Consider the following 26,465-nt stretch of genomic DNA (forward strand, 5'->3'; position numbering starts at 1 on the left):
AATATGCTATTTAGTGAAAGCCAGTATAAGTTATTTCTGGAAGGATTAGAAGGATGCTCTCCCAGCCTTGTATGGGCAGCAATGGAAGCAAAGAGTTTTGGCAAGACTGATTTTTCTTATAAGGATAAACAAGACTATTTTCTTGAGTTTCTTGAGTTACTCTTAAAGAATGGCAGGATTAAGCTCGCCAAGCATGGTGAATTTCTGGCGGGAACTATTGATGAACAGTTAACCCGCTTTCGGGTAGCTTTCCCTGAAACGGAAGAAGAATTATATGATGGGCTATGGTTCGTTTTTGAGGAGTGTCCGGGCGGGATCGTGTGGATTTTAGAGAGCGGTGAGCTGTATTGGACGTAATTTTTTCATTGAGTGATTATAAATAGTCTGTGTATCAGCTGGATTATCAATTCCAGCCATAATATATTGAATTGAATGAGTGACAGTTTTTCAAATCAAGCTGTGTGGATGAAAATATCCCACAGCTTTCTTTTTGTGTGAAAGAATTATAATTATCTGGTGATCTCACTTTATTTGTACTAGTCGCGACTTGATCTGATGAGATGGACGTCCCGTATGGCGTCAATTGTACCAAAATGAAATAAGCATATTCATTTTATGGGAGCGTCCATCATGTATCATAAAATTCTCGGTATTGATCTCGCTAAATCTGTTTTTCAGCTTTGTTTGCTTAACGATAATCACATTATATTTAATAAAAAAATGACCCGAAGTCGATTACTGGATGCTGTTAGACAAATGGAATCCGGGACTTTGATTGCTATGGAGGCTTGTAGTACCGCCCACTATTGGGCACGAACGATTGAAAATCTAGGTTTTAAAGTTTGCCTTATTCCCCCTCAGCATGTGAAAGCTTTCGTTAAACACCATAAAAATGATGCCAATGATGCGTTGGCAATATGTGAAGCTGTGAATCGGCCGGGTATGCATTTTGTTCCGGTCAAAAATCTGTATCAACAAGACCTCTGTGTTCTCCATAATATCCGGCAGTCATTAGTTCAAAAACGCGTTGCTCTCTCTAATCAAATCAGAGGACTGGCAGCAGAATATGGCATTATTTTTCCGCAACGCTCTGCGGCTCTTAGAGAGTCACTGTACGAGGCACTTGAAGATGCCGATAATGGATTAACGATGATTGCACGCAGGGTTCTGAAACAACTCTATGAAGAATGGCTGAAGCTGATCCAGCAGACAGAGGAATTGGTGATGGAAAACAATTTAATAACGGCAGGCAAATGGCCGCTTGGTTAGGACTCGTTCCTCGACAGGCCAGCAGTGGTGGGAAAACACAATTAGGCAAAATCACTAAAAATGGTAATCGGTACCTACGCGGGATTTTAATTCATGGCGCCAGAGCTGCTATACAACGCAGAGCGTTACGGCATGATGCACTCGGTGATTGCAGTCTTTGGTTAACCGACGGGGATTTAATAAGACGTGTGTCGCTTATGCCAATAAATGTGCCAGGATATGCTGGTCAATTATGGTTAATAAAGATGCGTTCCAGATGAGCAAAGCCTTTGCTTAAATAAACCGGTTTCATTTTCAATAGAGTTGACTACAGTTGATGAGCTAAACGGTTATCCGGCCTTGCAAAAACCTGAGACTGTCGAGGGTTTTTAATCCGTTGATCTGATGAGGAGGCAAGGTTCGGACTTCACCATGGCGCAGCAAATTTAAATGATTGCCAGACGCCGGATATATGACCGTGAACCGAAATTAGCAATACACTGAGTCACTAAAAAAGTTGAATATTATGGGACATCCATATATGACAGTTACCCACTTTGTTATTAGCGCATTTTCAGCCGAACAAACAATTAGAATATTAATCGTATCTATCGGCGTTTCATGTTTAGCATTCATAATAGGACAGAAGGAAATTATAAACAAGGCTACCCATATGAAGATTCTGTGGGGAAAGAGTTATTAAAATGGCCAGAAAGTACCCGATTACCTTATGGTTCTGAGACATTTGATTATTTTAACTCATCGACAGGACAGGCTATTAGCATCAAAACGTTAAACACCATGACAAAATCAAGGATAGAAAACCCTAAGCAGATCAGTAACCAATTAAACGGTTATATCAATGACATGGATAGATTCAAAAACACTATTAAAGGTAAAGGTGAATTTATTTTGACAAACGATATGATCAAACAAAAAACAATGTATCTTGCCATACCTGAAAAAACCACATCTACGCAATGGGCTGAAATCAACAAATCCATTAGTTATGCTGTCGATAAAAACATTGATATCAAAGTCACTGTTGTAAGAGGAGATGTTCCATGATTGATGACTTCGGACAAGGTTTAAATGTAGTTATCAGTTTTAATGAGGATTTTTATTATGTGAGAACATTGTCAGGTTATCGCTTGTTGGTGGCAGACCACGAGGCTGGTACTCTTTACTTGGCTAAAGACGTCTCTGATAAAGACTTAGGTTTTACTGTTCGACAAGCATTATCTAAAAGTCGATTGGTTAATCCTGAAGATGATGATTTTTTTAATCGTGATATGGCCAATATACGTTATAAAAACTGGATTGCAGAAGCGATGAAAAAGGGAGGATATAAAACTAAGCGGGCGCTATTAAAAAAAATGAATAGATGCCTTGTGAAACTCTTAAATGGCAAAATTACTATCTTGCCATTGGCACATGAAAAATTAGAGACATGGGGAGGGAAAGGCATGCCTGATAATTGTGATGTTGAGATCGTTCTCCCAGACAGTATCACTGATGAAGAACTGGGCAAAGCAATCAAAAAAGCCTTTACCCGCTGTAAAAGTTTTGTTTATTTACCATAAGACATATAAATTTAATAAGGTGGTGCAAAAATGCACCACTTTTTTATTTGTTATTTATGTGAATGAATATTTAATTAAAAAGTCTGAAAAATACGGAAAGTCTGGTCAGTATCAAGAATATTGTTCGTATTGAAAAATACGGCAGTAAAACCCAGATGTCATGGACAGAAGGAAATTATAAACAAGGCTATCTGTTTGAGGATTTTGTGGGGAAAAAGTTGTTAAAATGGCCGGGTAGTGTACGTTTGCCTTGCCTTATGGCTTTGAAACATTCGACTATTTTAACCAAACAACAGGACAGGCTATTAGCATCAAAACGTTAAACACCATGACAAAATCAAGGATAGAAAACCCTAAGCAGATCAGTAACCAACTAAACGGTTATATCAATGACATGGTTAGATTTGATCAAGACATAAAAAATAAGATTGTTCTTAAATCTGATATGATTAAACAAAAAACTATGCATCTCGCTGTACCTGAAAAAACCACACCAGCTCAATGGATCGAAATAAATAAATCTATCAGCTATGCTGCGGACAGGAATATTGATGTCAAAGTGACTGTTGTAAGAGGAAATGCGCCATGAATGATGATATTGGTCAAGGATTAAATGCAACTATTAGTTTCAATGAAGATTTTTATTATATAGAAACAATGTCTGGTTATCGTTTACTGGTAGCAGATAATACAACGGAAACACTTTATCTACCCAAAGATACCACTGATAAAGAATTAGGTTTTTTTGTTCGACAGGCATTATCAAAAAGTCGCCTCGTTGATCCCGAAGATAATGATTTTTTCCATCGCGATATGGTTTCCATTCGTTATAAAAACTGGATTGCAGAAGCGATGAAAAAAGGGGGATATAAAACTAAACGGGCGTTATTCAAAAAAATGAATAAATGTAGTGTGAAATTGTTAGATGGTAATCTTACTATTTCACCTTGGTCACATGAAAAATTGGAGACATGGGGAGGAAAAGGTCTGCCTCGCGACTGTAAGATTTCTCTTTCAGATAGAGTCACTGATGAAGAATTGGGTAAAGCGATAAAAGAAGCATTTACCCTTTGTAAAAGTTTTGTTTATTTACCATAAGACATATAAATTTAATAAGGTAGTGCAAAAATTTACCACAGCTTCTATCTGTTATCTAAAATTAGAATATCACTCAATGGGGAAGACAATTCTGCATCTTAGCCTGTGAACAATCTGCTGTTATACCGCTTGTAATAATAACTCTGACCGACATACCATGCGCATCCACGGCCAAATGTATCTTAGCATTGGTGAATCCCATCTCCTGATTGTCGCCTTTTGTGCCTGCCATATCGGGATGAATTTTAATATGGCTGGCATCAATCATTAACCACTCGAAATCGGGGTCATTAACTCATTGTTCGATCAGCTTTTCCCGTATCTCTTTATCTCTCCAGCGACAAAAACGACGGTGCGTATTTTTCCAGTCGCCATGATCTAGTTATTATTGAAAGAGATTAACGCTCCCTGTGGGTTGAGATAAGGGAGCGTATTGATGGCGTTAACGAGCAATTATGCGTTCACTAATACTGCTGAGATATGCGCTTCTTCTTGGCGCCATGTCATGATTTCACAACCATTATCGGTAACGACAATAGTGTGTTCGTACTGTGCAGACCAACCGCGATCTTTGGTTTTAACTGTCCAGCCATCTTTCATGGAGCGAATACGAAAATCACCCGCGTTGACCATTGGCTCAATGGTGAATGCCATGCCTTTTTGCAATACCACGCCGCCATCATCAGCATCATAATGCAGAACATGCGGTTCTTCGTGGAAGCCTCTGCCGATACCGTGACCGCAGTATTCGCGGACAACAGAATAATCGTGACTTTCGACAAACTGCTGAATTGCCTTGCCGATGGTACGCAGACGGATGCCGGGTTTAACCATTTTCAGGGCAAGGTACAAGCTTTCCTGCGTTACACGACACAGGCGCTCACCTTGAATGGTGGGCTTGCCGACAATAAACATTTTAGACGTATCACCGTGGAACTCATCTTTGATGACTGTCACGTCAATATTGACGATATCACCTTCTTTCAGTGTCTTATCATCGCTTGGAATGCCGTGGCAAACCACGTCATTGACGGAGATGCACACGGATTTAGGAAAGCCGTGGTAACCCAGACAAGCCGAGATGGCCTGTTGTTTTTCGGTAATGTGCTGGTGGCAGATACGATCAAGTTCACCTGTAGTGACGCCAGCCTTAACGTAAGGCTCAATCATTTCCAGAACTTCGGCAGCCAGGCGTCCGGCAACCCGCATTTTCTGAATGTCTTCTTCTGTTTTGATAGAAATAGCCATGAAATGGATCCATTTAAGTCGGAAAATTACCGACTACTTGATATTAATTAAGGAAAGTATTGTCGGTAATGGTATCAGCCCACCGAATGGATGCCAATATGACCCGCATTAGTCGCCGTAATAAACATAGCTGTAACAAACGTATTTGTAACAAATGTTGGAGTCTGGTGGTGGTTTATGGTATAAAGCGCGCCGGTATTCAGTGTAATTGTTTCTGATGTGATGCAATTTGTCGAGGATACTAAATAAACTCATTATGTGTAAATAACACACATGGATCGGCACATACACCGGGGTGCTCTTATGCGGTTAACTCATTGATATGAATCACCCGCAGTTAAGGAGTCGGTGTCATGGGATCTGTGGAGGCATAACCCCAATTAACTTTATAGAGGTCTAAAATGGCAACTGTTTCCATGCGCGATATGCTGCAAGCGGGCGTTCACTTCGGTCACCAGACTCGTTACTGGAACCCAAAAATGAAACCTTTCATCTTTGGTGCTCGTAACAAAGTTCATATCATCAACCTGGAAAAAACTGTTCCAATGTTCAACAATGCTTTGGCAGAGCTGAACAAAATCGCTTCCGTAAAGGTAAAATTCTGTTTGTTGGCACCAAGCGTGCTGCCAGCGAAGCAGTAAAAGAAGCAGCACTGAGCTGTGACCAATACTTCGTTAACCACCGCTGGTTGGGTGGTATGCTGACTAACTGGAAAACTGTTCGTCAGTCAATCAAGCGTTTGAAAGATCTGGAAGTTCAGTCTCAGGACGGTACTTTTGACAAGCTGACTAAAAAAGAAGCGCTGATGCGTTCTCGTGAGCTTGGCAAACTGGAAAACAGCCTGGGCGGTATCAAAGACATGGGCGGCCTGCCTGATGCGCTGTTTGTTATCGACGCTGAACACGAACACATTGCTATCAAAGAAGCAAACAACCTGGGTATCCCTGTATTCGCTATCGTTGATACCAACTCTGATCCAGATGGCGTTGACTTCATCATCCCTGGTAACGACGACGCAATCCGTGCAGTTAAACTGTACCTGACTGCGGCTGCTACCGCTGTTCGTGAAGGTCGTTCTCAAGATCTGGCTGTTCAGGCTGAAGAAGGTCTTGTAGACGCTGAATAATAAGGCCTGCTCATTTTGTTTGAGCCTTTATTGACCAGGTATTGAAATATATTGGTTAGGGGGCCTGTTATGGCCCCCTTTACCTATCTGATATAGAACTATTATCTGATATAGAACTTTCCACGCGGAATGAAAGACGAAGGATATTATCTGATAACTTTCCACGCGGAATTATCTTCCCGCGAGACACATCGAGGAATAAAACAAATGGCTGACATTACCGCTGCTCTGGTAAAAGAACTGCGTGAGCGTACTGGCGCAGGCATGATGGAATGTAAAAAAGCACTGGTTGAAGCAAATGGTGATATCGAACTGGCGATCGATAACATGCGTAAATCAGGTCAGGCAAAAGCGGCTAAGAAAGCAGGCCGTGTTGCTGCTGAAGGTGTTATTCTGGTTGAAGTTGCGGCTGATGCTAAATTCGCAGCTATCGTTGAACTGAACTGTGAAACTGACTTCGTTGCTAAAGACTCTGGCTTCCTGGCATTCGGTAAAGAAGTTATCACTTCTGTTATGGCAGACAAAAACGCTGACATCGATGCACTGAAAGCGAAGTTCGAAGAACAGCGTACTGGCCTGGTTGCGAAAATTGGTGAAAACATCAACATTCGTCGCGTTGCTATTCTGGAAGGTGAAGCGGTAGGTTCTTACCTGCACGGTTCCCGTATCGGTGTTCTGGTGGCTGCGGAAGGCGCCAACGAAGAGCTGATCAAACACATCGCAATGCACGTTGCGGCAAGCAAGCCAGAATACGTGAACCCAACTGATGTTCCTGCTGACGTTGTTGAGCGTGAGCACCAGATCCAGTTGGAAATCGCAATGCAGTCTGGTAAGCCTCGCGAAATCGCAGAGAAAATGGTTTCTGGCCGTATGAACAAATTCACCGGCGAAATCTCTCTGACTGGCCAGAACTTCGTGATGGACCCAAGCAAATCTGTTGGCGATCTGCTGAAAGAAAACAATGCTAAGGTTATCAACTTCATCCGCTTCGAAGTTGGTGAAGGTATTGAGAAAGTTGAAGCTGATTTCGCAGCAGAAGTTGCTGCAATGAGCAAACAGTCTTAATTTTCTTGAACGGAGCCGCCGATTGGCGGTTCTGTTTTATCTTATGATGAATTTTTACATCTGGGCTTTATCGCGTGGATGTGTAGTAGTTGAGTAAATCTTAATATGTATTAACTGAATATCCCCAATATCCTTATCTGCTTAGGACTGAACACCATGGCAACCAATGCAAAACCCGTATATCAGAAAATCCTGCTTAAGCTCAGTGGAGAAGCCCTGCAAGGCGCAGAAGGTTTTGGCATCGACGCCAGTGTCTTAGACCGTATGGCTCAGGAAATCAAAGAACTGGTTGAGCTGGGTATTCAGGTCGGTGTCGTTATTGGAGGCGGTAACCTGTTTCGTGGTGCCGGTTTGGCAGAGGCAGGAATGAACCGTGTAGTCGGTGACCACATGGGCATGTTGGCGACTGTGATGAATGGTCTGGCAATGCGTGATGCCTTGCACCGCGCCTATGTGAACGCTCGTCTGATGTCTGCCGTCCCACTGAATGGCGTATGTGATAATTATAGCTGGGCTGAAGCGATAAGCTTACTGCGTCACGGTCGTGTTGTTATTTTCTCTGCGGGTACTGGCAACCCGTTCTTTACAACAGATTCCGCTGCATGTCTGCGTGGCATTGAAATCGAAGCGGATGTTGTGTTAAAAGCAACCAAAGTTGATGGCGTTTATTCTGCTGATCCTGCAAAAGATCCTGAAGCCGTTCTCTACAATCAGCTCACTTATCAGGAAGTATTGGAGCGCGAATTGAAAGTGATGGATCTGGCGGCCTTTACGCTGGCTCGTGACCATAACCTGCCAATTCGTGTTTTTAATATGAACAAACCAGGCGCACTTCGTCGTGTTGTGATGGGAGAAAGTGAAGGTACGTTGATTTCTCACGGCTGATTTTTCACAGTTCGTGCTCAGAGACATTGGTGAAATTTGACGGTATGATCAGCGTCCTGATGCGCCAAATTTAATGACACAGGGTCACATATATCGTAGCGTATTCGGTTCACTTATCTATAATTTACGCAGTGTGGCCTAAAAAATAACCATCTCCCAAGGGTTTGTAACGTGATTAATGAAATCAAGAAAGACGCACAAGACCGCATGGAAAAAAGCGTCGAAGCACTGAAAAATCAAATTAGCAAGGTTCGTACTGGCCGTGCTTCTCCTAGCCTGTTGGATGGCATCAGCGTTGAATATTATGGCGCTGCGACTCCACTGCGTCAGATTGCAAACGTTGTTGCAGAAGATGCCCGCACTTTGGCGATCACGGTATTTGATCGCTCTATGACCGCGGCAGTTGAAAAAGCCATTATGGCTTCTGATCTGGGCCTGAACCCCTCTTCTGCCGGAACCATTATTCGTGTTCCATTGCCACCACTGACAGAAGAGCGTCGTAAGGATCTCATTAAAGTTGTTCGTGGAGAAGCGGAACAGGGCCGTGTCTCCATTCGTAACATTCGCCGTGATGCGAACGATAAGGTCAAAACGCTGCTGAAAGACAAAGAAATTAGTGAAGATGAAGAACGTCGTTCACAAGATGAAATTCAGAAACTGACTGACAGCTTCATTAAGAAAATTGATGAAGCGCTGGCAAATAAAGAAACTGAGTTGATGGATTTCTAATTGCCGTTTCACGCATACAACGCCGCAGCTCTTGCGGCGTTGTTCTTATCCTGGATATTACACTTCATATCACATTTCTTTCTCAAGCGATGGACATAGCGATCTGCACCGCTCAAACTATGACAATTTTCTGTTGCGATTTTCCATTGCAATTTTATATCAGTAGCATACTTAGAGTATTAAAATGAAACGGTTAACTATTCTTGGCTCAACGGGTTCGATTGGGAAAAGTACGCTTTCTGTTGTCCGCAATAACCCGGATAAATTCAGTGTCATTGCACTGGTTGCCGGGAAAAATATTGAAATCATGGCACAGCAATGTCTGGAATTCCACCCTCAATATGCCGCAATGGCAGATGAGCCGTCAGCAAAAGCTCTGCGTCAGTTATTACAGGCGCAGGGAAGCCAAACCGAAGTGCTGTTTGGTAAAGACGCGATTTGTGATTTAGCGGCATTGGAAGACGTCGATCAAGTCATGTCAGCTATTGTTGGCGTTGCAGGTTTATTGCCGACTTTGGCCGCTATCCGCAAGGGAAAACAAGTTCTGCTGGCTAACAAAGAATCTTTGATTACCAGTGGCCGTCTGTTTATGGATGCGGTTGTCCAATACAAAGCGCAATTGCTGCCAATTGATAGCGAACATAATGCTATTTTCCAAAGTCTGCCGGAAGGGGTTCAGCATAATCTTGGCAAGGCAAATCTAAAAGAGTACGGTATTTCCAGCATTATCCTGACGGGATCGGGCGGGCCGTTCCGTAAAACGCCTTTGGGGAATCTGCCCACCGTGACTCCTGATGAAGCGTGTGCTCATCCTATCTGGTCAATGGGACGTAAAATTTCGGTGGATTCTGCTACCATGATGAACAAGGGCTTGGAGTATATCGAAGCGCGTTACCTGTTCAATGCATCCGCAGATGAAATGGAAGTATTATTGCACCCCCAATCGGTTATTCATTCGATGGTTCGTTATCAGGATGGCAGCATTATCGCACAATTAGGAACACAGGACATGTGTACCCCTATTGCTTATGCGATGGCTTATCCTAATCGTATTCCATCTGGGGCAAAGCCATTGGATTTTACCGAATTGAGCATGCTCACTTTTGAATCCCTGGATTATCAACGTTATCCTTGTTTGAAACTGGCGATTGAGGCTTGTCATCAGGGCAGGCGGCAACAACAGCGTTGAATGCTGCAAATGAAGAAACCGTTGATGTTTTTTTGCAAGGTGGGATCCGTTTCACCGATATTGCGACAATCAATCGGTTGGTCGTTGAAAAAGTAAATTTATCTGAACCCCAAAGTATCGAAGAGGTCTTAGAAATCGATAATATAGCCAGGGTCTTAGCGAGAGAAGCGATAAGCACCTTCGCCAAATAGCAAGTTTTATTAATAAGTATAGGTTTGCTTTTTGGCAAATGATATAGTTCGCGGGTAAATTACAGTTGCTATAATAATGGGTTCAATGATCTTATGCTTGCGTTTTAATCATAGCTGAGCGTAGGTATATCAGAGCCAAAGGCTTTTTCAGATTGTGCCAAAAATAGCCGTGGTATCCGTGGTAATTGTTGACACGTGACACGGCTTTTTTATGTTTGTAATTGATTGAGTTTACCAAAAAGTCAGCTTAGTTATTTAATTAAGGATTATTTTGAGTGATATCTCCCAGTGATAGTGACTCATTGCCAACGTTACCCAGACATGTCGCCATCATTATGGATGGTAATGGTCGCTGGGCAAAAAAACGGGGTAAATTAAGAGTCTTTGGCCATCGTGCGGGAATTAAAGCCGTACGAAATGCCGTGAGTTTTTCAGTGAAACATAATATTAATTCACTGACGCTATATGCTTTTAGCAGCGAAAACTGGAATCGCCCACAGCAGGAAGTCAGTTCATTGATGGAGTTGTTTGTCTTTGCTCTCGATAATGAAGTAAAGAGCTTGCATAAACACAATGTGAAATTGTCTGTGATTGGCGATATCAGCCGTTTTAGCTCGCGGTTGCAGGAACGTATCCGCCGTTCTGTTGAATTAACAGCGGGCAATACTGGATTGCAACTGAATATTGCTGCTAACTATGGCGGTCGTTGGGATCTGATTCAGAGTTTTAAACAAATTGCTGAAAAGATTAAAGCCAATGAATTATCTCCCGAAGAGATTACTGAAACTACAGTTAATAACTTCATCAATCTAAGTCAGCAGCCCGAAGTCGATCTGGTGATTAGGACGGGAGGCGAACATCGTATCAGTAACTTCTTGCTATGGCAGATCGCTTATGCAGAATTGTATTTTACCGATATACTTTGGCCTGATTTTGATGAAACTGTTTTTGAAGGTGCGATTAATGCCTTTGCCAAACGAGAACGCCGATTTGGCGGAACAACAGACGATGCCGAAGTGGGATCATAGGAGGAGAACTTGCTGAAGTACCGTCTTTTAACTACGTTAATATTGATTCCACTTGTTATTATAGCGCTGTTTTTTCTCCCCCCGGCAGGATTTGGGCTGGTTGTCATTGCTGTTTCAGCACTTGCTGCATGGGAATGGGGGCAATTTGCAGGTCTCTTCACTCAAGTTAAACGTATTACGCTAGCTGTGTTATTTGCTATAGGGCTATTGGCCTTGCAGTACTCTTTGTCGGATTTTTCTCGCCTCATTGAAAAACCACAAATTGAATACCTATTGTGGGCTGGTATGCTTTGGTGGGTGGCCGCCATTTTATTGGTGGTGAGTTATCCGGCTTCTGCTGTCATCTGGAAATCGTCGGTTGCCTTGCGCCTGATATTTGGGGTTATGACTATCGTGCCATTTTATTGTGGGATGATGGTACTGCGTACTCAGGGCTATGAAAATAACTCCTATGATGGTGCATGGTGGTTGCTGTACGTCATGCTATTGGTATGGGCTGCCGATTCAGGCGCTTATATTTTTGGCCGTACAATGGGTAAACATAAAATGGCCCCAAAAGTATCCCCAGGCAAAACGCTTGAGGGGCTGGTTGGTGGGTTATTAACGGCTGCACTGATTTCGTGGTTGTTCGGTAAATTTGCCCCTGTCCCCGCGATGCCAGAACATTTGTTGCTGATTTCTGCGGTGGTGGTCATTGCCTCGGTCTTTGGTGATTTGACAGAAAGTATGTTCAAGCGGGAATCTGGGATCAAAGACAGTAGTCAATTGATTCCGGGGCATGGCGGTGTCATGGATAGGGTTGATAGTCTAACTGCGGCAGTTCCAGTGTTTGCTGGGCTGGTTATGTTGATTTCTTCTGGATTTACTCTCTGAAGGTACGTAATGGATATTCTCTGGAATCTGGCTGCATTTATTGTTGCTTTGGGTATTCTCATCACAGTACATGAGTTTGGTCATTTTTGGGTTGCCAGACGATGCGGTATCTATGTTGAACGCTTTTCCATCGGATTTGGCAAGGTGCTTTGGCGTCGTACAGATAAACAGGGAACCGAATACGTTATCGCTCTTATCCCCCTTGGTGGATATGTCAAAATGCTCGACGAGCGGGTAGGAGAAGTTGCTGCCGAACGTCGTCATATGGCATTCAATAACAAAACTATTGGCCAGCGTGCGGCAGTTGTCAGCGCTGGGCCAATCGCAAACTTCATTCTGGCGGTGATCGCTTATTGGCTGGTCTTTGTGATTGGCGTACCATCTGTACGCCCGGTAGTGTTGGATGTTAAGCCAAACTCGATTGCTGCACAGGCAAATATTTTGCCTGGAATGGAACTAAAAGCCATTAATGGTATCGAAACTCCTGATTGGAATTCAGTACGTCTTGCCATGATAGGTAAAGTAGGGGCGACATCGGTCACTATGGATGTTTTGCCTATGAATGCGCTTGATAGTGTGCAAAAAACACTGGATTTGAGTAAATGGGCCTTTGATCCGTCCAAGCAGGATGTTTTGCTGTCTTTGGGTATTATGCCTGTTGTACCACGGGTGAGTTCGCAAGTGGAAAAAGTTTATCCTGATTCAGCCGCTGAAAAAGCGGGTTTACAAAGTGGGGATAGGATCGTTAAAGTCAACGATCAAGATGTCGATGTATGGCACACTTTTTCATCTTTTGTCAGGAAGAATCCTAATATTCCTCTAAAATTGGACGTTGCGAGAGCTGGGGGAATGATCTCTTTGTCCCTGACTCCTGAAGCCAGAAAATTATCTAACGGCCGTGAGGAGGGGTTTGCTGGCGCCGAACTGAAAATCATTCCGTTGGCAGATGAATATAAGGTTAATCAGCAATATGGATCTTTTTCTGCCATTTATGAGGCAGGAGACAAGACTTGGCAATTAATGAAGCTGACAGTCAATATGATCGGCAAATTGATTGTGGGTGACTTGAAATTGAATAACCTGAGTGGCCCGATTTCTATTGCCAAAGGTGCCGGAGTATCGGCTGATTCTGGCTTGGTGTATTATTTAATGTTTTTGGCGCTGATTAGCGTCAATCTTGGGATCATTAATTTGTTCCCATTACCTGTACTAGATGGTGGACACTTGCTTTTCCTTGCTATCGAAAAGATTAAGGGAGGGCCAGTTTCCGAGCGTGTACAAGACTTCAGTTATCGCATTGGTGCTATGTTACTGGTGTTATTAATGGGGCTTGCACTTTTCAATGATTTCTCCCGCTTTTAAGGTGGGAGACCGGTTAGGAAAACGCATAACAACGATGGCGATGAAAAAGTTGCTCATAGCGTCGCTGCTGTTCGGCAGCGCCACTGCATACGGTTCAGACGGATTCGTGGTTCGGGACATTCACTTTGAGGGTCTTCAACGCGTCACCGTTGGTGCAGCATTACTGAACATGCCAGTTCGAGTGGGTGATTCGGTTAGTGATGAAGATATTAGCCGCACGATTCATTCATTGTTCGCAACTGGAAACTTTGAAGATGTTCGTGTCTTACGTGATGGCAATTCACTTGTTGTTCAGGTAAAAGAACGGCCAACCATCGCCAGCATTACTTTCACCGGCAACAAATCGGTGAAAGATGATATGCTCAAGCAAAATCTTGAGGCCTCTCGTGTTCGTGTTGGTGAAGCGCTCGACCGCACTATGCTGTCCAATATTGAGAAGGGGTTGGAGGATTTCTATTACAGTGTGGGTAAATACAACGCGACAGTAAAAGCCGTTGTCACGCCACTGCCCCGCAACCGTGTTGATTTGAAGCTCATTTTCTCTGAAGGGGTTTCTGCCAAGATCCAACAAATTAATATTGTTGGCAATAAGGCTTTCTCAACCGATGTGCTGCTTAACCAGTTTCAACTGAGGGATGATGTTCCCTGGTGGAACATGACAGCTGATCAGAAATACCAGAAACAAAAATTGGCAGGTGACCTTGAAACCTTGCGCAGTTTTTATCTTGATCGAGGCTATGCGCGTTTCAATATTGATTCGACTCAAGTTAACCTGACGCCAGATAAGAAAGGTATTTATATCACGGTCAATATCACCGAAGGCGATCAGTACAAAATTTCAGGTGTTGATTTGAATGGTAATTTAGCTAGTTACCAGTCCCAAATCGAAGAGCTGACTAAAATTGAACCAGGATCGTTGTATAACGGTGCAGAAGTGACCAAAATGGAAACCGCCATCAAAAACCTGCTTGGTCGTCACGGTTATGCCTATCCTCGCGTAATGACACAACCTGAAATCAACGACACTGATAAGACGGTTAAGTTGAATGTGAATGTTGATGCTGGCAATCGCTTCTATGTGCGTAAAATCCATTTTTCAGGTAACGATGTAAGTAAAGATTCCGTATTACGCCGTGAAATGCGTCAAATGGAAGGCTCATGGTTGGGCAGCGATTTGGTTGAACAGGGTAAAGAGCGCCTAAATCGATTAGGGTATTTTGATTCTGTTGATGTAGAAACGGAACGGGTGCCGGGTAGCCCAGATCAGGTTGACGTGGTTTACAAAGTCAAAGAACGCAATACGGGTTCTATGAACTTTGGTGTGAGTTTTGGTACAGAAAGTGGCGTGGGTTTCCAGGTTGGCCTCCAACAAGCCAACTGGTTGGGAACGGGGAACGCTGTGGGCATCAACGCCAGTAAAAATGATTATTCAACTTCGGCTGATTTATCAATGACTAACCCTTACTTCACTGTCGATGGTGTCAGTTTGGGGGGGCGTGTGTTCTATAACGATTTCCGCGCTGATGATGCTGATCTTTCGAATTATACCAATAAAGCATACGGTACTGAGGGAACGCTCGGTTTCCCATTGAATGAAAATAACGGCCTGTCGTTTAGATTGGGTTATATTCATAACTCTCTGTCTAATATGCGACCACAGCTCGCGATGTGGCGTTATTGGAATAAAATGGGTAAGCATCCAAATCTTAAAGACAAGGCGAACTTTGATACCAATGACTTCACCGTCACAGTGGGATGGGTTTACAACAATCTTGATCGTGGTTTCTTCCCAACATCTGGCCTGAAATCCTCTCTGGATACGAAAGTGACAACTCCTGGCTCAGATAACCAGTTCTATAAAGTCACTTGGAACTTATCGGGTTATTACCCTCTGGATGATGATCGTTCATGGATACTGATGGGACGTACACGTCTGGGATATGGCGGCGGTTTTGGTGGCAAGGAAATGCCATTCTATGAAAACTTCTATGCCGGTGGTTCCAAAAATGTTCGTGGTTTCCGCTCGAATACTGTTGGTCCGAAAGCGGTTTATTTAGATAAAGAAAGTGGTAAACAAAATAGCCCATCCCGCGATGCGGTGGGTGGTAATGCGACTGCGGTTGCGAGTTTCGAACTAATTACCCCGACACCGTTCCTGGATGCGAAATATGCCAACTCTCTGCGAACGTCGCTATTTGTAGATGCGGGAACGGTGTGGGATACCAACTGGGATAAGACTTACGCTGGGATGCCAGACTACAGCAAGCCAAATAATATCCGCGTTTCAGCCGGTATTGCTCTGCAATGGATGTCACCATTAGGGCCATTGAGCTTCTCTTATGCGCAGCCAATTAAGAAGTACGCAGGTGATAGAGCAGAACAGTTCCAGTTCGATATTGGCGGGGTTTGGTAATTATTAATTATTTTTGGTAAAAATCGCCCTATTATTAATAGGTAGAAAATAGCGTAGGTCAAAGGAGTTTATAGTGAAGAAAATATTGTGTGCAGCAGGCTTGGGGATCGCATTAGCGTTTTCTGCGGGTGCGCAGGCGGCAGATAAAATTGCTTTAGTGAACATTGCTGAAGTTTTTCAACAGTTACCTGCCCGTGAAGCGGTGGCAAAACAGCTGGAAAACGAATTTAAAGGCCGAGCCACCGAATTACAGAATATGGAATCTGAGCTGCAAACTAAAATCCAAAAATTACAGCGTGATGGCTCAACCATGAAGGCCAGTGAACGCGAAAAATTAGAAAAAGAAGTGATGGCGAAACGTGATGACTTTGCTCAGAAAGCGCAAAGTTTTGAAAACGACAACCGCCGTCGTAATATGGAAGAACGCGGTAAGATTCTGAACCGTATTCAAGATGCAGTTAAAGTGGTTGCAGGCAAAGAAGGTTATGATCTGGTTCTGGATGCGAATACCGTGGTGTATTCTACCTCTGGTAAAGATATCACTGCAGAAGTACTGAAACAGGTTAAGTAAGTAGATGGTTTCAATTCGATTGGCTGATCTTGCTCAGCAGTTGAATGCGCAATTGCACGGTGATGGCGACATCGTCATCACCGGTATTGCGCCGATGTATTCAGCAAATAACGAGCAAATTACATTTTTATCCGACAGTCGTTATACTGACAAACTTGTTACCTGTCAGGCTGCGGCTGTTGTGCTACGTGAAGCAGACCTCCCTCACTGTAAGGTTGCCGCGTTGGTGGTTAATGATCCTTACCTTGCCTATGCACGCATGGCGCAAGTTATGGATACGACACCGAAACCTGCACAGGATATCCACTCATCAGCCGTTATCTCCTCTGAGGCGGTACTGGGTAAAAATGTGGCGGTTGGTGCAAATGCGGTTATCGAATCCGGCGTTATGCTTGGTGATAATGTTATCGTTGGTGCAGGTTGTTTTATTGGAAAAAATGCGCGGATTGGCGCAGGAACCCGTCTTTGGGCCAATGTATCGATATACCATAATGTTGAAATTGGTGAGTCGTGTTTGATCCAGTCGGGAGCTGTCATCGGTTCTGATGGTTTTGGCTATGCTAATGATCGTGGAAATTGGGTTAAAATTCCGCAGTTAGGTACAGTGATCATTGGAGATCGCGTTGAAATTGGCGCTTGCACGACAATTGATCGCGGTGCATTGGATAACACTGTCATCGGTAATGGTGTTATCATAGACAATCAATGTCAGATTGCCCACAACGTGACGATTGGAGACAACACTGCTGTAGCGGGTGGCGTCATTATGGCGGGTAGTTTGAAAATTGGCCGTTACTGTATGATTGGTGGAGCCAGTGTCATCAATGGGCACATGGAAATCTGTGATAAAGTGACCGTGACGGGCATGAGCATGGTGATACGTCCAATTACAGAACCTGGCGTATACTCGTCAGGATTCCCGTTACAACCGAACAAAGTTTGGCGTAAGACTGCCGCCTTAATCATGAACATTAATGAGATGAATAAGCGCTTGAAGTCAGTTGAACGCCAACTGGAAGGTGAAAACGAGTAATCATACCCGCATTTTGGATAGACATTTTTGATTAAACGTTTTTAATTAGCATTTTTGGTTGTGCTTTTGATTTTTGCGGCCTGCCTGATAACTCTGAATTTGGAGTTAACGCAGGCCGTGTCGTTAATATTATGATTCTTATATGACAGGAAGAGTATTTAGATGAGTGATAATCATACTCTGCAAATTGAAGAAATTTTAGATTTACTGCCTCACCGCTACCCATTTTTGTTGGTAGATCGTGTCTTAGATTTTGAGGAAGGTAAATTTCTGCGCGCAGTCAAGAATGTATCATTTAATGAACCATTCTTTCAGGGACATTTCCCTGGTAAACCGATTTTTCCTGGTGTCTTGATCCTTGAAGCAATGGCCCAGGCTACCGGCATTCTAGCGTTCAAAAGTATGGGATCACTGGAACCGGGAGAATTGTATTACTTTGCAGCGATTGATGGCGCGCGTTTCAAGCGTCCGGTTCTGCCAGGTGATCAAATGGTCATGGAAGTAGAATTTATTAAAGAACGTCGCGGTGTTGCGCGTTTCAGGGGCGTAGCGAAAGTCGATGGAGAAGTGGCTTGCGAAGCTGAAATGATGTGTGCTCGCCGTCGTGAGGCTTAATCCATGATTGATCAAACCGCTGTTATCCATCCCTCTTCCATTATTGAAGAGGGTGCTGTTATTGGTGCCAATGTTCGCATTGGCCCATTTTGTTATATCGGTGCCCAAGTTGAGATTGGTGAAGGGACTGAATTGAAATCCCATGTTGTGGTTAATGGGATAACTAAGATTGGTCGTGATAACCAGATTTATCAGTTTGCTTCTATCGGTGAAGTCAATCAGGATCTCAAATATCAGGGTGAACCAACCCGTGTTGAAATTGGTGACCGTAACCGCATCCGTGAAAGTGTTTCTATCCACAGAGGCACTGTGCAGGGTGGGGGCGTGACTAAAGTTGGCAGTGACAATCTGTTGATGATCAACGCCCATATCGCCCATGACTGTATCATTGGTGATCGTTGTATCATCGCGAACAATGGGACATTGGGCGGACATGTTATTCTGGGCGATTACGTCATTATTGGTGGAATGACGGCCGTGCATCAATTCTGTCAAATTGGTTCCCACGTGATGGTTGGTGGTTGTTCCGGCGTTGCTCAGGATATTCCTCCTTACATCATTGCACAGGGAAACCATGCAACCCCTTTCGGGTTGAATATCGAAGGTCTGAAACGCCGTGGGTTTGACAAAGAATCTCTGCATGCAATTCGTCATGCCTATAAGACACTTTATCGCAGCGGAAAAACATTGGAAGAAGCCAGACAAGAGATTGATCTCCAGGCGGAAAACAATCCGCATGTGAAAGTATTCAGTGATTTTCTGGAACATTCCGCAAAATCCAGCCGTGGCATCATTCGTTAATAAGTAGATGAAGGATACTCCTTTGACTACCTTTTCTTCTGTTGATAATCAGCGCCCACTGATAATTGGTTTGGTCGCCGGAGAAACTTCCGGTGATATTCTTGGGGCAGGGCTGATTCGTGCATTGAAAGCAAAAATTCCGCACGCCCACTTTGTGGGTGTTGCTGGCCCTCTTATGCAGGCAGAAGGTTGTGAAGCCTGGTATGAGATGGAAGAGCTGGCCGTGATGGGGATCGTTGAAGTTCTGGGACGTTTACCCCGGTTGCTGAAAATACGTAAAGACTTAACCGCACGTTTTACCGCGTTGCGGCCTGATGTGTTTATTGGCATTGATGCGCCTGACTTTAACCTTACTTTGGAAGGCAAGCTTAAACAGCAGGGAATTAAAACGATCCATTACGTTAGCCCATCGGTATGGGCATGGCGTCAGAAACGTGTGTTTAAAATTGGTCGGTCAACGGATTTGGTATTGGCGTTTTTACCTTTTGAAAAAGCCTTCTACGATCGATTTAACGTTCCATGTCGATTTATTGGGCACACAATGGCAGATGCGATGCCTTTGCAACCTGATAAAGCCGCCGCCAGAGAAATTCTGGGTATTCCATTGGCTGCGCACTGTTTGGCGATATTGCCTGGCAGTCGTCATGCTGAAGTAGAGATGCTCAGTGCTGACTTCTTAAAAACTGCGCAATTATTGCGGGAGAAATTTCCCGATTTGCATGTATTGGTTCCTTTAGTTAATGCCAAACGGCGTGAGCAGTTTCAGCGCATTAAAAACGAGATAGCACCGGATTTGCTGCTCCATTTATTGGATGGTAAGGCGCGTGAAGCCATGATTGCCAGTGACGCGACTTTACTTGCATCCGGTACGGCAGCACTGGAATGTATGCTAGCCAAATGCCCAATGGTGGTGGGCTATAGAATGAAACCTTTTACATTCTGGCTGGCACAACGTCTAGTGAAGACGCCGTATGTTTCCTTGCCTAATCTGTTGGCAGGCAAACAATTAGTCAAAGAATTACTACAGGATGAATGCGAACCACACGCGTTGTCAGAGGCATTGTTACCTCTTGTGCAAGGTGGTGCAGATGTGGAAGCGTTGAAACAAACCTTCTTGCATTTGCATGAAAGCATTCGCTGTGATGCCGATGAACAGGCTGCGCAAGCCGTTCTGGAATTAGCGAGAAGATAATGGATTTTGTTTATCCACAGGCGAATTTGATTGCCGGTGTTGATGAAGTTGGGCGTGGCCCATTAGTAGGTGCTGTAGTAACTGCGGCGGTTATTCTTGATCCGGCTAAGCCCATTGCAGGCTTGATGGATTCGAAAAAACTGACGGAAAAACGCCGTGAAGCACTGTATTGGGAAATAAAAGAAAAGGCCTTATGTTGGAGCCTTGGCCGTGCAGAGCCGGAAGAGATCGATAAGCTTAATATCCTCCACGCCACCATGCTGGCTATGCAAAGAGCCGTTGAGGGGTTGGTACTCATACCGGATTATGTTCTGATTGATGGCAATCGCTGTCCGGCATTAGCCATGCCAGCTCAAGCCATCGTGAAGGGCGATAGCTTGGTTGCAGAAATTAGCGCCGCCTCTATTCTTGCCAAAGTAACACGTGACAGGGAAATGGCAGCGCTGGATAAGCAGTTCCCTGGTTACGGTTTTGCAAAACATAAAGGTTATCCAACCGCCCTGCATCTGGAAAAATTGGCTTCTTTGGGCGCTACGGAGCATCATCGTAAGAGTTTTGCGCCTGTTAAACGAGCGCTAGGTCTTAGATAAAATCTGGGCAGATTATGACAGAACCACGTTTTATACACTTACGTGTTCACAGTGATTATTCAATGATTGATGGTTTGGCTAAGATCGGCCCATTGGTGAAAAAAATCGCCAAATTGGGAATGCCAGCTTTTGCGATCACGGATTTTACCAACTTATGTGGATTGGTGAAATTCTATGGCAGCGCCCACGGTGCCGGCATCAAGCCAATTATTGGTGCAGATTTTTATGTGGAAAGTGATTTGTTGGGAGATGAATATGCTCACCTGACGATCCTTGCCCGCGATAATGAAGGTTACAAAAATCTGACTTTGCTGATCTCTCAAGCGTACCAAAAAGGTTATGGCGCGATTGGCCCGACTATCCAGCGGGAATGGCTGGTGAAATACAAAACAGGGTTGATTCTGCTATCGGGTGGGCGCATGGGAGATGTGGGTAAATTCCTGCTACGTGGCAATCGTGCGATGGCAGAGCAATGCCTCGATTTTTATCAGGAACATTTTCCTGACAGCTATTACCTTGAGTTGATCCGTACCGGACGTCAGGATGAAGAAAGCTATCTTCATGCGGCTGTGGCACTAGCGTCAGAAAAAAATCTTCCTGTTGTGGCAACCAATGACGTTTGTTTTCTTGAAAGCGAAGACTTTGAAGCCCACGAGATTCGGGTTGCTATCCACGATGGGTATACGCTGTCTGATCCGAAACGTCCTAAAAATTACAGCCCTCAGCAATATCTACGCAGTGAACAGGAGATGTGTGAGCTTTTCTCAGACATTCCTGAAGCGCTACAAAATAGCGTAGAAATTGCTAAACGCTGTAATGTCACGATCCGTCTTGGTGAGTATTTCCTGCCGCAATTTCCGACGGGAGAAATGAGCACTGAAGATTTCCTCATTGAAAAATCCAGGCAAGGGTTGGAAGAGCGTCTGGAATTTCTCTACCCCGATCCGGAAGTCAGGGCGCAAAAACGGCCAGAATATGATGAACGTTTGGCTATTGAACTGAACGTTATCAACCAAATGGGATTCCCAGGTTACTTCCTGATCGTAATGGAATTTATCCAGTGGTCGAAAGACAACGGTGTTCCCGTTGGGCCAGGGCGAGGTTCTGGTGCCGGCTCCCTTGTGGCTTATGCGTTGAAAATTACCGACCTCGATCCGCTGGAATTCGATCTGCTGTTTGAACGTTTCCTCAATCCTGAACGTATTTCCATGCCAGATTTTGACATCGATTTCTGTATGGAAAAACGCGATCAGGTTATCGATCACGTCGCAGATATGTACGGACGAGATGCGGTATCGCAGATCATCACTTTTGGTACGATGGCGGCGAAAGCGGTTATCCGCGATGTTGGGCGTGTACTTGGACACCCTTATGGATTTGTGGACCGAATCTCGAAACTGGTGCCTTCTGATCCGGGGATGACGCTGGAAAAAGCGTTTGCCGCCGAGCCACAGCTACCTGAAATTTACGAAGCGGATGAAGAGGTTAAAGCGCTGATAGACATGGCGCGCAAACTGGAAGGTGTCACTCGTAACGCAGGTAAACATGCCGGTGGTGTTGTTATTGCACCAACTAAAATTACTGATTTTGCGCCGATTTACTGTGATCCAGAAGGGCAAAACCCGGTTACCCAGTTTGACAAAAACGATGTGGAATACGCAGGCCTGGTTAAGTTTGACTTCCTTGGCCTGAGAACCCTGACCATCATCAACTGGGCACTTGAGATGGTGAATGCTCGTCGTGCCAGGAAAGGGTTGGAACCGATTGATATCGCAGCTATTCCGCTGGATGATCAGAAAAGTTTCGATATGCTGCAACGCTCTGAAACCACGGCCGTGTTCCAGCTTGAATCGCGCGGAATGAAGGACTTAATCAAACGCCTGCGCCCTGACTGTTTTGAAGACATGATCGCATTGGTGGCACTGTTCCGTCCCGGGCCGTTGCAATCAGGCATGGTAGATAACTTTATCGACCGTAAACATGGACGGGAAGAGCTCTCCTATCCTGATGTTGAATGGCAGCACGAATCCTTAAAACCTGTACTGGAACCAACTTACGGTATCATTCTGTATCAGGAACAGGTGATGCAGATTGCACAGGTTTTGGCCGGTTATACCTTGGGCGGCGCAGATATGTTGCGCCGTGCAATGGGTAAGAAAAAACCAGAGGAGATGGCTAAACAGCGGTCGGTATTTGAAGAGGGAGCGGTAAAACAGGGCGTTGATGGTACGCTCGCGATGAAAATCTTCGATTTGGTGGAGAAATTCGCGGGTTATGGCTTTAACAAATCTCACTCCGCAGCTTATGCACTGGTTTCTTACCAAACGTTGTGGTTGAAAGCGCACTATCCGGCAGAATTTATGGCTGCCGTGATGACAGCAGATATGGATAACACCGAAAAAGTCGTTGGGCTGGTGGACGAGTGCTGGCGTATGGGGTTGAAAGTTCTTCCTCCTGATATTAATAGCGGTTTGTATCATTTCCATGTCAATGATGATGGAGAAATTGTTTACGGCATTGGTGCGATTAAAGGTGTGGGTGAAGGACCGATTGAAGCGATGCTCGAAGCCCGACAGAAAGAAGGACATTTCAAAGAGCTATTTGACCTGTGCGCACGTGTTGATACCAAAAAAATAAACCGTCGGGTGATGGAAAAACTGATCATGTCCGGTGCGTTTGATCGGTTGGGACCACATCGTGCGGCATTGATGTCTTCCTTGGAAGGGGCACTGAAAGCAGCGGATCAACATGCCAAAGCCGAAGCCACGGGGCAAACCGATATGTTTGGCGTGTTGGCTGAAGAACCAGAACAAGTTGAGCGTTCCTATGCCAGTACCCCAAAATGGCCAGATCAGGTGGTATTGGATGGTGAGCGGGAAACGCTGGGACTGTACTTAACGGGACACCCAATTACAGGTTATTTGAAAGAGATTGAACGATATACCAATGGATTACGTCTAAAAGATGTGAACCCGACACCCCGTGGCCAAGTAACAACTGTGGTAGGTTTGGTATTAGTTTCCAAAATAGTGACGACCAAACGGGGAAACCGGATTGGTATCAGTACATTGGATGATCGTTCAGGACGTCTGGAGATCATGCTATTTTCTGATGCATTGGAAAGGTATCAGCATTTATTAGAGCAAGACAAGATTTTGATTGCCACCGGACAAGTCAGCTTTGATGACTTCAGCGGTGGGCTTAAAATGACCGTTCGTGAATTAATGGATATCAGTGAGGCACGTGAAAAATTTGCACGTGGGCTTGCTATCTCGTTATCGGACAGGCAAATTGATGAACAATTATTGAGCCGTCTTCGTGGGGTATTGGAACCACACCGTTCAGGTACGATACCGGTTCATCTTTATTACCAGCGGGTGGATGCCCGCGCCCGTTTACGATTCGGGGCGACATGGCGGGTAACGCCAACAGACACCCTTTTGACAGATCTGCGAACTCTGCTGGGTAATGAGCAGGTAGAATTAGAATTTGACTAGAATAGGAACATTATGAGTCTGAATTTTCTGGATTTTGAACAGCCGATTGCCGAGCTGGAAGCGAAAATTGATTCGCTTACCGCAGTTAGCCGTCAAGATGAAAAGCTAGATATCAATCTGGATGAAGAAATCCAGCGTTTGCGGGAAAAAAGTCTGGAGCTGACTCGCAAAATTTTCGCTGATTTAGGGGCATGGCAAATTTCCCAGCTGTCACGTCATCCACTGCGCCCTTATACACTGGATTATATTCAGCGCATCTTTACTGATTTTGAAGAGCTGGCGGGCGATCGTGCCTATGCGGATGACAAGGCCATTGTGGGCGGATTAGCGCGTATTGACGGCCGTCCTGTCATGGTAATAGGCCACCAGAAAGGGCGTGAAACCAAAGAGAAGATCCGCCGTAATTTTGGTATGCCATCACCGGAAGGTTATCGCAAGGCGTTGAGATTAATGGAGATGGCAGAGCGTTTCAAATTGCCAATTATTACTTTCATTGATACACCTGGTGCCTATCCTGGGGTCGGTGCAGAAGAGCGTGGTCAGTCAGAAGCCATTGCCCGTAACCTGCGTGAAATGTCTCATCTTTCTGTCCCTATTATCTGTACCGTGATTGGCGAAGGTGGCTCTGGTGGCGCATTGGCGCTTAGTGTTGGTGATAAAATCAACATGTTGCAATACAGCACCTTCTCTACCATCTCTCCTGAAGGTTGTGCATCCATTTTGTGGAAAAGCGCTGAAAAAGCACCATTGGCGGCGGAAGCCATGGGGAATACGGCTCCACGTCTGAAAGAACTGAATCTGATTGATACGGTGATTCCTGAGCCATTGGGTGGTGCGCACCGTAACTATGAAGAAATCGCTGAAACATTGAAAGCCCAATTGTTAGCTGATCTTTCTGAGTTGAGCGAACTGGACAGTGAAGAATTAGTTAACCGCCGTTATGAGCACTTAATGCAGTACGGTTATTGCTAAGGTCTAAAGTTTTTTACTCGCTAATATACCAATCTAACTTCAAGATGCGTGTGATTTCTCCCCGCTACGCGGGGAGAAACAATGAGTTATGTTGTCTTATAATGAGCAACTTAAAAGGTAACGCATATATAATCTAATATTATCATGCCTGATGGCATTGGGATGGAATAGGCGCCTCGTAGGCTGGGCTTTAAAATAATAAGTTGAGTTTTTCTATGGCCAAATATAAATATATTATTTATGCGTTTTCTTGTGTGTTTATCTGGAGTTTTATTCCTTCTATATCACGTTTTGGTCAGAAAGAGATGGATCACTTCCAATACTTATTCTGGTCAAATATTTTGTCTGTTTTGGCCGTATTTATCGTTGCCCTCATGATGGGCAGAAGTTGGAAGACGCTTTTATTTATCCCTTTGCCCGTTATGCTTAAGGTATTGATCTTAGGTGCTTTGGATTGTTTCTTTTATTTACTGCTTTACTATGGTTATTCCATTGAAAATGGTGTTGCTGTCTTGGTGATCCAATATAGCTGGCCGTTAATGATTATTGGATTGTCATTTTTCTTGTTTAAAGAAACATTGACGATCAAGCAGATGATTGGCATTGCAATGGGCTTTATGGCTGTTGTGATCACTTTCACGAAAGGAAATATCACCGAGATTGCGGTGGAACATCCGCAGGCATTGTTGCTGGTATTTAGCGGATCGTTCTGTTTTGCATTAATGTCAGTATTATCGAGGCAGTATGCTATTGATCCCTATATTAGTACATTCTGGGTATTCCTCTGTTCTACCTTAGTTTCCGCGGTATTTATGTTTGCTTTTAGCCGAATTAACTTGCCTGTCGGTGATTCACTGATGCCAACATTACTTAACGGCATCATACTGAATGGAATCTCTTATATTATTTGGTTTAAGGCCATGAATGGCCCTGATTCCCATAAGGTTGCCTCAATTTTATTTTTATCCCCTGTCTTGTCGATGATATGGATTATTTTGTTTTTTGGTGATGCGTTTGTCCCTGCCTATGTGATTGGGTTAGCTCTGGTTATCATTTCTGGATTACTCTGCATCAGTGCTAAGAGAAAAAATGCCAAACAAAATGAATTGATGGATGATCTGATTGAGGATTGAGCAGGAAAATGAAGAAAGGTTTG

The 26,465-nt window shown here is 44.2% G+C and carries 22 protein-coding genes and 4 pseudogenes; 24 read left to right on the forward strand and 2 right to left on the reverse strand.

Annotated elements, in window-relative coordinates; genetic code table 11:
* Positions 1–3 precede the first annotated feature (3 nt).
* From AAC853_RS07535 to AAC853_RS07560, 6 genes and pseudogenes are all read left to right on the forward strand, one after another.
* Positions 4–357 carry a DUF596 domain-containing protein gene (locus AAC853_RS07535; protein ID WP_340614129.1) on the forward strand — a complete coding sequence of 118 codons (354 nt, stop codon included), beginning with the start codon at positions 4–6 and terminating at the stop codon, positions 355–357.
* 273 nt (positions 358–630) lie between these two features.
* Positions 631–1,546, forward strand: a pseudogene (locus AAC853_RS07540) (IS110 family RNA-guided transposase).
* 323 nt (positions 1,547–1,869) lie between these two features.
* Positions 1,870–2,316: an endonuclease toxin domain-containing protein gene (locus AAC853_RS07545; protein ID WP_340614130.1), complete on the forward strand. Its 447-nt coding sequence runs from the start codon at positions 1,870–1,872 to the stop codon at positions 2,314–2,316.
* On the forward strand, positions 2,313–2,831 hold the full coding sequence (locus AAC853_RS07550; protein ID WP_340614131.1) for a contact-dependent growth inhibition system immunity protein: 519 nt from the start codon (positions 2,313–2,315) through the stop codon (positions 2,829–2,831). Before AAC853_RS07545 ends, AAC853_RS07550 begins: the two co-directional genes overlap by 4 nt.
* 250 nt (positions 2,832–3,081) lie before the next feature.
* The gene (locus AAC853_RS07555) at positions 3,082–3,420 is read left to right on the forward strand and encodes an endonuclease toxin domain-containing protein (protein ID WP_340614132.1); all 339 of its coding nucleotides are present in this window, start codon (positions 3,082–3,084) and stop codon (positions 3,418–3,420) included.
* The gene (locus AAC853_RS07560) at positions 3,417–3,929 is read left to right on the forward strand and encodes a contact-dependent growth inhibition system immunity protein (protein ID WP_340614133.1); all 513 of its coding nucleotides are present in this window, start codon (positions 3,417–3,419) and stop codon (positions 3,927–3,929) included. Before AAC853_RS07555 ends, AAC853_RS07560 begins: the two co-directional genes overlap by 4 nt.
* A gap of 97 nt (positions 3,930–4,026) precedes the next feature.
* On the opposite strand, the pseudogene AAC853_RS07565 reads toward AAC853_RS07560, so the two are convergent.
* Together AAC853_RS07565 and map are read right to left on the reverse strand one after the other, a co-directional pair.
* Positions 4,027–4,308, reverse strand: a pseudogene (locus tag AAC853_RS07565) (transposase family protein); the annotation flags it as partial.
* Positions 4,309–4,382: 74 nt separating this feature from the next.
* Positions 4,383–5,177 (reverse strand): type I methionyl aminopeptidase, encoded by a 795-nt coding sequence (map, locus tag AAC853_RS07570; RefSeq protein ID WP_340614134.1) that lies wholly within the window; start codon positions 5,175–5,177, stop codon positions 4,383–4,385.
* A 401-nt stretch (positions 5,178–5,578) separates the two neighbouring features.
* Here map and rpsB point away from each other — a divergent pair.
* From rpsB to AAC853_RS07660, 18 genes and pseudogenes are all read left to right on the forward strand, one after another.
* Positions 5,579–6,303, forward strand: a pseudogene (gene rpsB / locus AAC853_RS07575) (30S ribosomal protein S2).
* 207 nt (positions 6,304–6,510) lie between these two features.
* Complete coding sequence (gene tsf, locus AAC853_RS07580) at positions 6,511–7,368, forward strand: translation elongation factor Ts (protein WP_189759670.1); 858 nt, start codon at positions 6,511–6,513, stop codon at positions 7,366–7,368.
* 156 nt (positions 7,369–7,524) lie between these two features.
* Entirely contained in the window at positions 7,525–8,253 is a 729-nt protein-coding gene (gene pyrH / locus AAC853_RS07585) for a UMP kinase (protein WP_338884458.1), read from the forward strand.
* Between the two features lie 171 nt (positions 8,254–8,424).
* Positions 8,425–8,982, forward strand: coding sequence for a ribosome recycling factor (gene frr, locus AAC853_RS07590; RefSeq protein ID WP_189759672.1), 558 nt, complete (start codon positions 8,425–8,427; stop codon positions 8,980–8,982).
* Between the two features lie 184 nt (positions 8,983–9,166).
* Positions 9,167–10,362 (forward strand): annotated as a pseudogene (gene ispC / locus AAC853_RS07595) (1-deoxy-D-xylulose-5-phosphate reductoisomerase).
* Positions 10,363–10,697: 335 nt separating this feature from the next.
* A complete protein-coding gene (uppS, locus tag AAC853_RS07600; protein WP_338885520.1) occupies positions 10,698–11,390 on the forward strand; it encodes a polyprenyl diphosphate synthase in 693 nt (230 codons plus the stop codon).
* 9 nt (positions 11,391–11,399) lie between these two features.
* A complete protein-coding gene (gene cdsA, locus AAC853_RS07605) occupies positions 11,400–12,263 on the forward strand; it encodes a phosphatidate cytidylyltransferase (RefSeq protein ID WP_340614135.1) in 864 nt (287 codons plus the stop codon).
* Between the two features lie 9 nt (positions 12,264–12,272).
* The gene (gene rseP, locus AAC853_RS07610) at positions 12,273–13,625 is read left to right on the forward strand and encodes a sigma E protease regulator RseP (protein WP_340614136.1); all 1,353 of its coding nucleotides are present in this window, start codon (positions 12,273–12,275) and stop codon (positions 13,623–13,625) included.
* A 34-nt stretch (positions 13,626–13,659) separates the two neighbouring features.
* A complete protein-coding gene (gene bamA, locus AAC853_RS07615) occupies positions 13,660–16,038 on the forward strand; it encodes an outer membrane protein assembly factor BamA (RefSeq protein WP_340614137.1) in 2,379 nt (792 codons plus the stop codon).
* Between the two features lie 73 nt (positions 16,039–16,111).
* Positions 16,112–16,609, forward strand: a complete 498-nt coding sequence (skp, locus tag AAC853_RS07620) for a molecular chaperone Skp (protein WP_273558570.1) — start codon at positions 16,112–16,114, stop codon at positions 16,607–16,609.
* Between the two features lie 4 nt (positions 16,610–16,613).
* On the forward strand, positions 16,614–17,642 hold the full coding sequence (lpxD, locus tag AAC853_RS07625) for a UDP-3-O-(3-hydroxymyristoyl)glucosamine N-acyltransferase (protein WP_340614138.1): 1,029 nt from the start codon (positions 16,614–16,616) through the stop codon (positions 17,640–17,642).
* A gap of 162 nt (positions 17,643–17,804) precedes the next feature.
* Entirely contained in the window at positions 17,805–18,257 is a 453-nt protein-coding gene (fabZ, locus tag AAC853_RS07630) for a 3-hydroxyacyl-ACP dehydratase FabZ (protein WP_273558566.1), read from the forward strand.
* A gap of 3 nt (positions 18,258–18,260) precedes the next feature.
* Entirely contained in the window at positions 18,261–19,058 is a 798-nt protein-coding gene (lpxA, locus tag AAC853_RS07635; RefSeq protein ID WP_189759679.1) for an acyl-ACP--UDP-N-acetylglucosamine O-acyltransferase, read from the forward strand.
* 7 nt (positions 19,059–19,065) lie between these two features.
* The gene (gene lpxB, locus AAC853_RS07640; RefSeq protein ID WP_340614139.1) at positions 19,066–20,250 is read left to right on the forward strand and encodes a lipid-A-disaccharide synthase; all 1,185 of its coding nucleotides are present in this window, start codon (positions 19,066–19,068) and stop codon (positions 20,248–20,250) included.
* Positions 20,247–20,840: a ribonuclease HII gene (rnhB, locus tag AAC853_RS07645; protein ID WP_340614180.1), complete on the forward strand. Its 594-nt coding sequence runs from the start codon at positions 20,247–20,249 to the stop codon at positions 20,838–20,840. The genes lpxB and rnhB overlap by 4 nt, the downstream gene beginning before the upstream one ends.
* 14 nt (positions 20,841–20,854) lie before the next feature.
* Positions 20,855–24,337, forward strand: coding sequence for a DNA polymerase III subunit alpha (gene dnaE / locus AAC853_RS07650; RefSeq protein WP_338884471.1), 3,483 nt, complete (start codon positions 20,855–20,857; stop codon positions 24,335–24,337).
* Positions 24,338–24,349: 12 nt separating this feature from the next.
* On the forward strand, positions 24,350–25,309 hold the full coding sequence (gene accA / locus AAC853_RS07655; RefSeq protein WP_273558560.1) for an acetyl-CoA carboxylase carboxyl transferase subunit alpha: 960 nt from the start codon (positions 24,350–24,352) through the stop codon (positions 25,307–25,309).
* Positions 25,310–25,524: 215 nt separating this feature from the next.
* Positions 25,525–26,442: a DMT family transporter gene (locus AAC853_RS07660; RefSeq protein ID WP_340614140.1), complete on the forward strand. Its 918-nt coding sequence runs from the start codon at positions 25,525–25,527 to the stop codon at positions 26,440–26,442.
* The last annotated feature ends 23 nt before the right edge of the window (positions 26,443–26,465 follow it).

The sequence above is a fragment of the Xenorhabdus thailandensis genome, assembly GCF_037996785.1.
Classification (GTDB): domain Bacteria; phylum Pseudomonadota; class Gammaproteobacteria; order Enterobacterales; family Enterobacteriaceae; genus Xenorhabdus; species Xenorhabdus griffiniae.

Coding starts and splice junctions, on each gene's coding strand:
- lpxD (WP_340614138.1), top strand. CDS start 16,614: ATGGTTTCAATTCGATTGGCTGATCTTGCTCAGCAGTTGAATGCGCAA.
- AAC853_RS07535 (WP_340614129.1), top strand. CDS start 4: ATGCTATTTAGTGAAAGCCAGTATAAGTTATTTCTGGAAGGATTAGAA.
- AAC853_RS07550 (WP_340614131.1), top strand. CDS start 2,313: ATGATTGATGACTTCGGACAAGGTTTAAATGTAGTTATCAGTTTTAAT.
- uppS (WP_338885520.1), top strand. CDS start 10,698: ATGGATGGTAATGGTCGCTGGGCAAAAAAACGGGGTAAATTAAGAGTC.
- map (WP_340614134.1), bottom strand. CDS start 5,177: ATGGCTATTTCTATCAAAACAGAAGAAGACATTCAGAAAATGCGGGTT.
- dnaE (WP_338884471.1), top strand. CDS start 20,855: ATGACAGAACCACGTTTTATACACTTACGTGTTCACAGTGATTATTCA.
- AAC853_RS07545 (WP_340614130.1), top strand. CDS start 1,870: ATGTTTAGCATTCATAATAGGACAGAAGGAAATTATAAACAAGGCTAC.
- rseP (WP_340614136.1), top strand. CDS start 12,273: ATGGATATTCTCTGGAATCTGGCTGCATTTATTGTTGCTTTGGGTATT.
- AAC853_RS07560 (WP_340614133.1), top strand. CDS start 3,417: ATGAATGATGATATTGGTCAAGGATTAAATGCAACTATTAGTTTCAAT.
- accA (WP_273558560.1), top strand. CDS start 24,350: ATGAGTCTGAATTTTCTGGATTTTGAACAGCCGATTGCCGAGCTGGAA.
- tsf (WP_189759670.1), top strand. CDS start 6,511: ATGGCTGACATTACCGCTGCTCTGGTAAAAGAACTGCGTGAGCGTACT.
- bamA (WP_340614137.1), top strand. CDS start 13,660: ATGGCGATGAAAAAGTTGCTCATAGCGTCGCTGCTGTTCGGCAGCGCC.
- fabZ (WP_273558566.1), top strand. CDS start 17,805: ATGAGTGATAATCATACTCTGCAAATTGAAGAAATTTTAGATTTACTG.
- pyrH (WP_338884458.1), top strand. CDS start 7,525: ATGGCAACCAATGCAAAACCCGTATATCAGAAAATCCTGCTTAAGCTC.
- AAC853_RS07660 (WP_340614140.1), top strand. CDS start 25,525: ATGGCCAAATATAAATATATTATTTATGCGTTTTCTTGTGTGTTTATC.
- lpxB (WP_340614139.1), top strand. CDS start 19,066: ATGAAGGATACTCCTTTGACTACCTTTTCTTCTGTTGATAATCAGCGC.
- lpxA (WP_189759679.1), top strand. CDS start 18,261: ATGATTGATCAAACCGCTGTTATCCATCCCTCTTCCATTATTGAAGAG.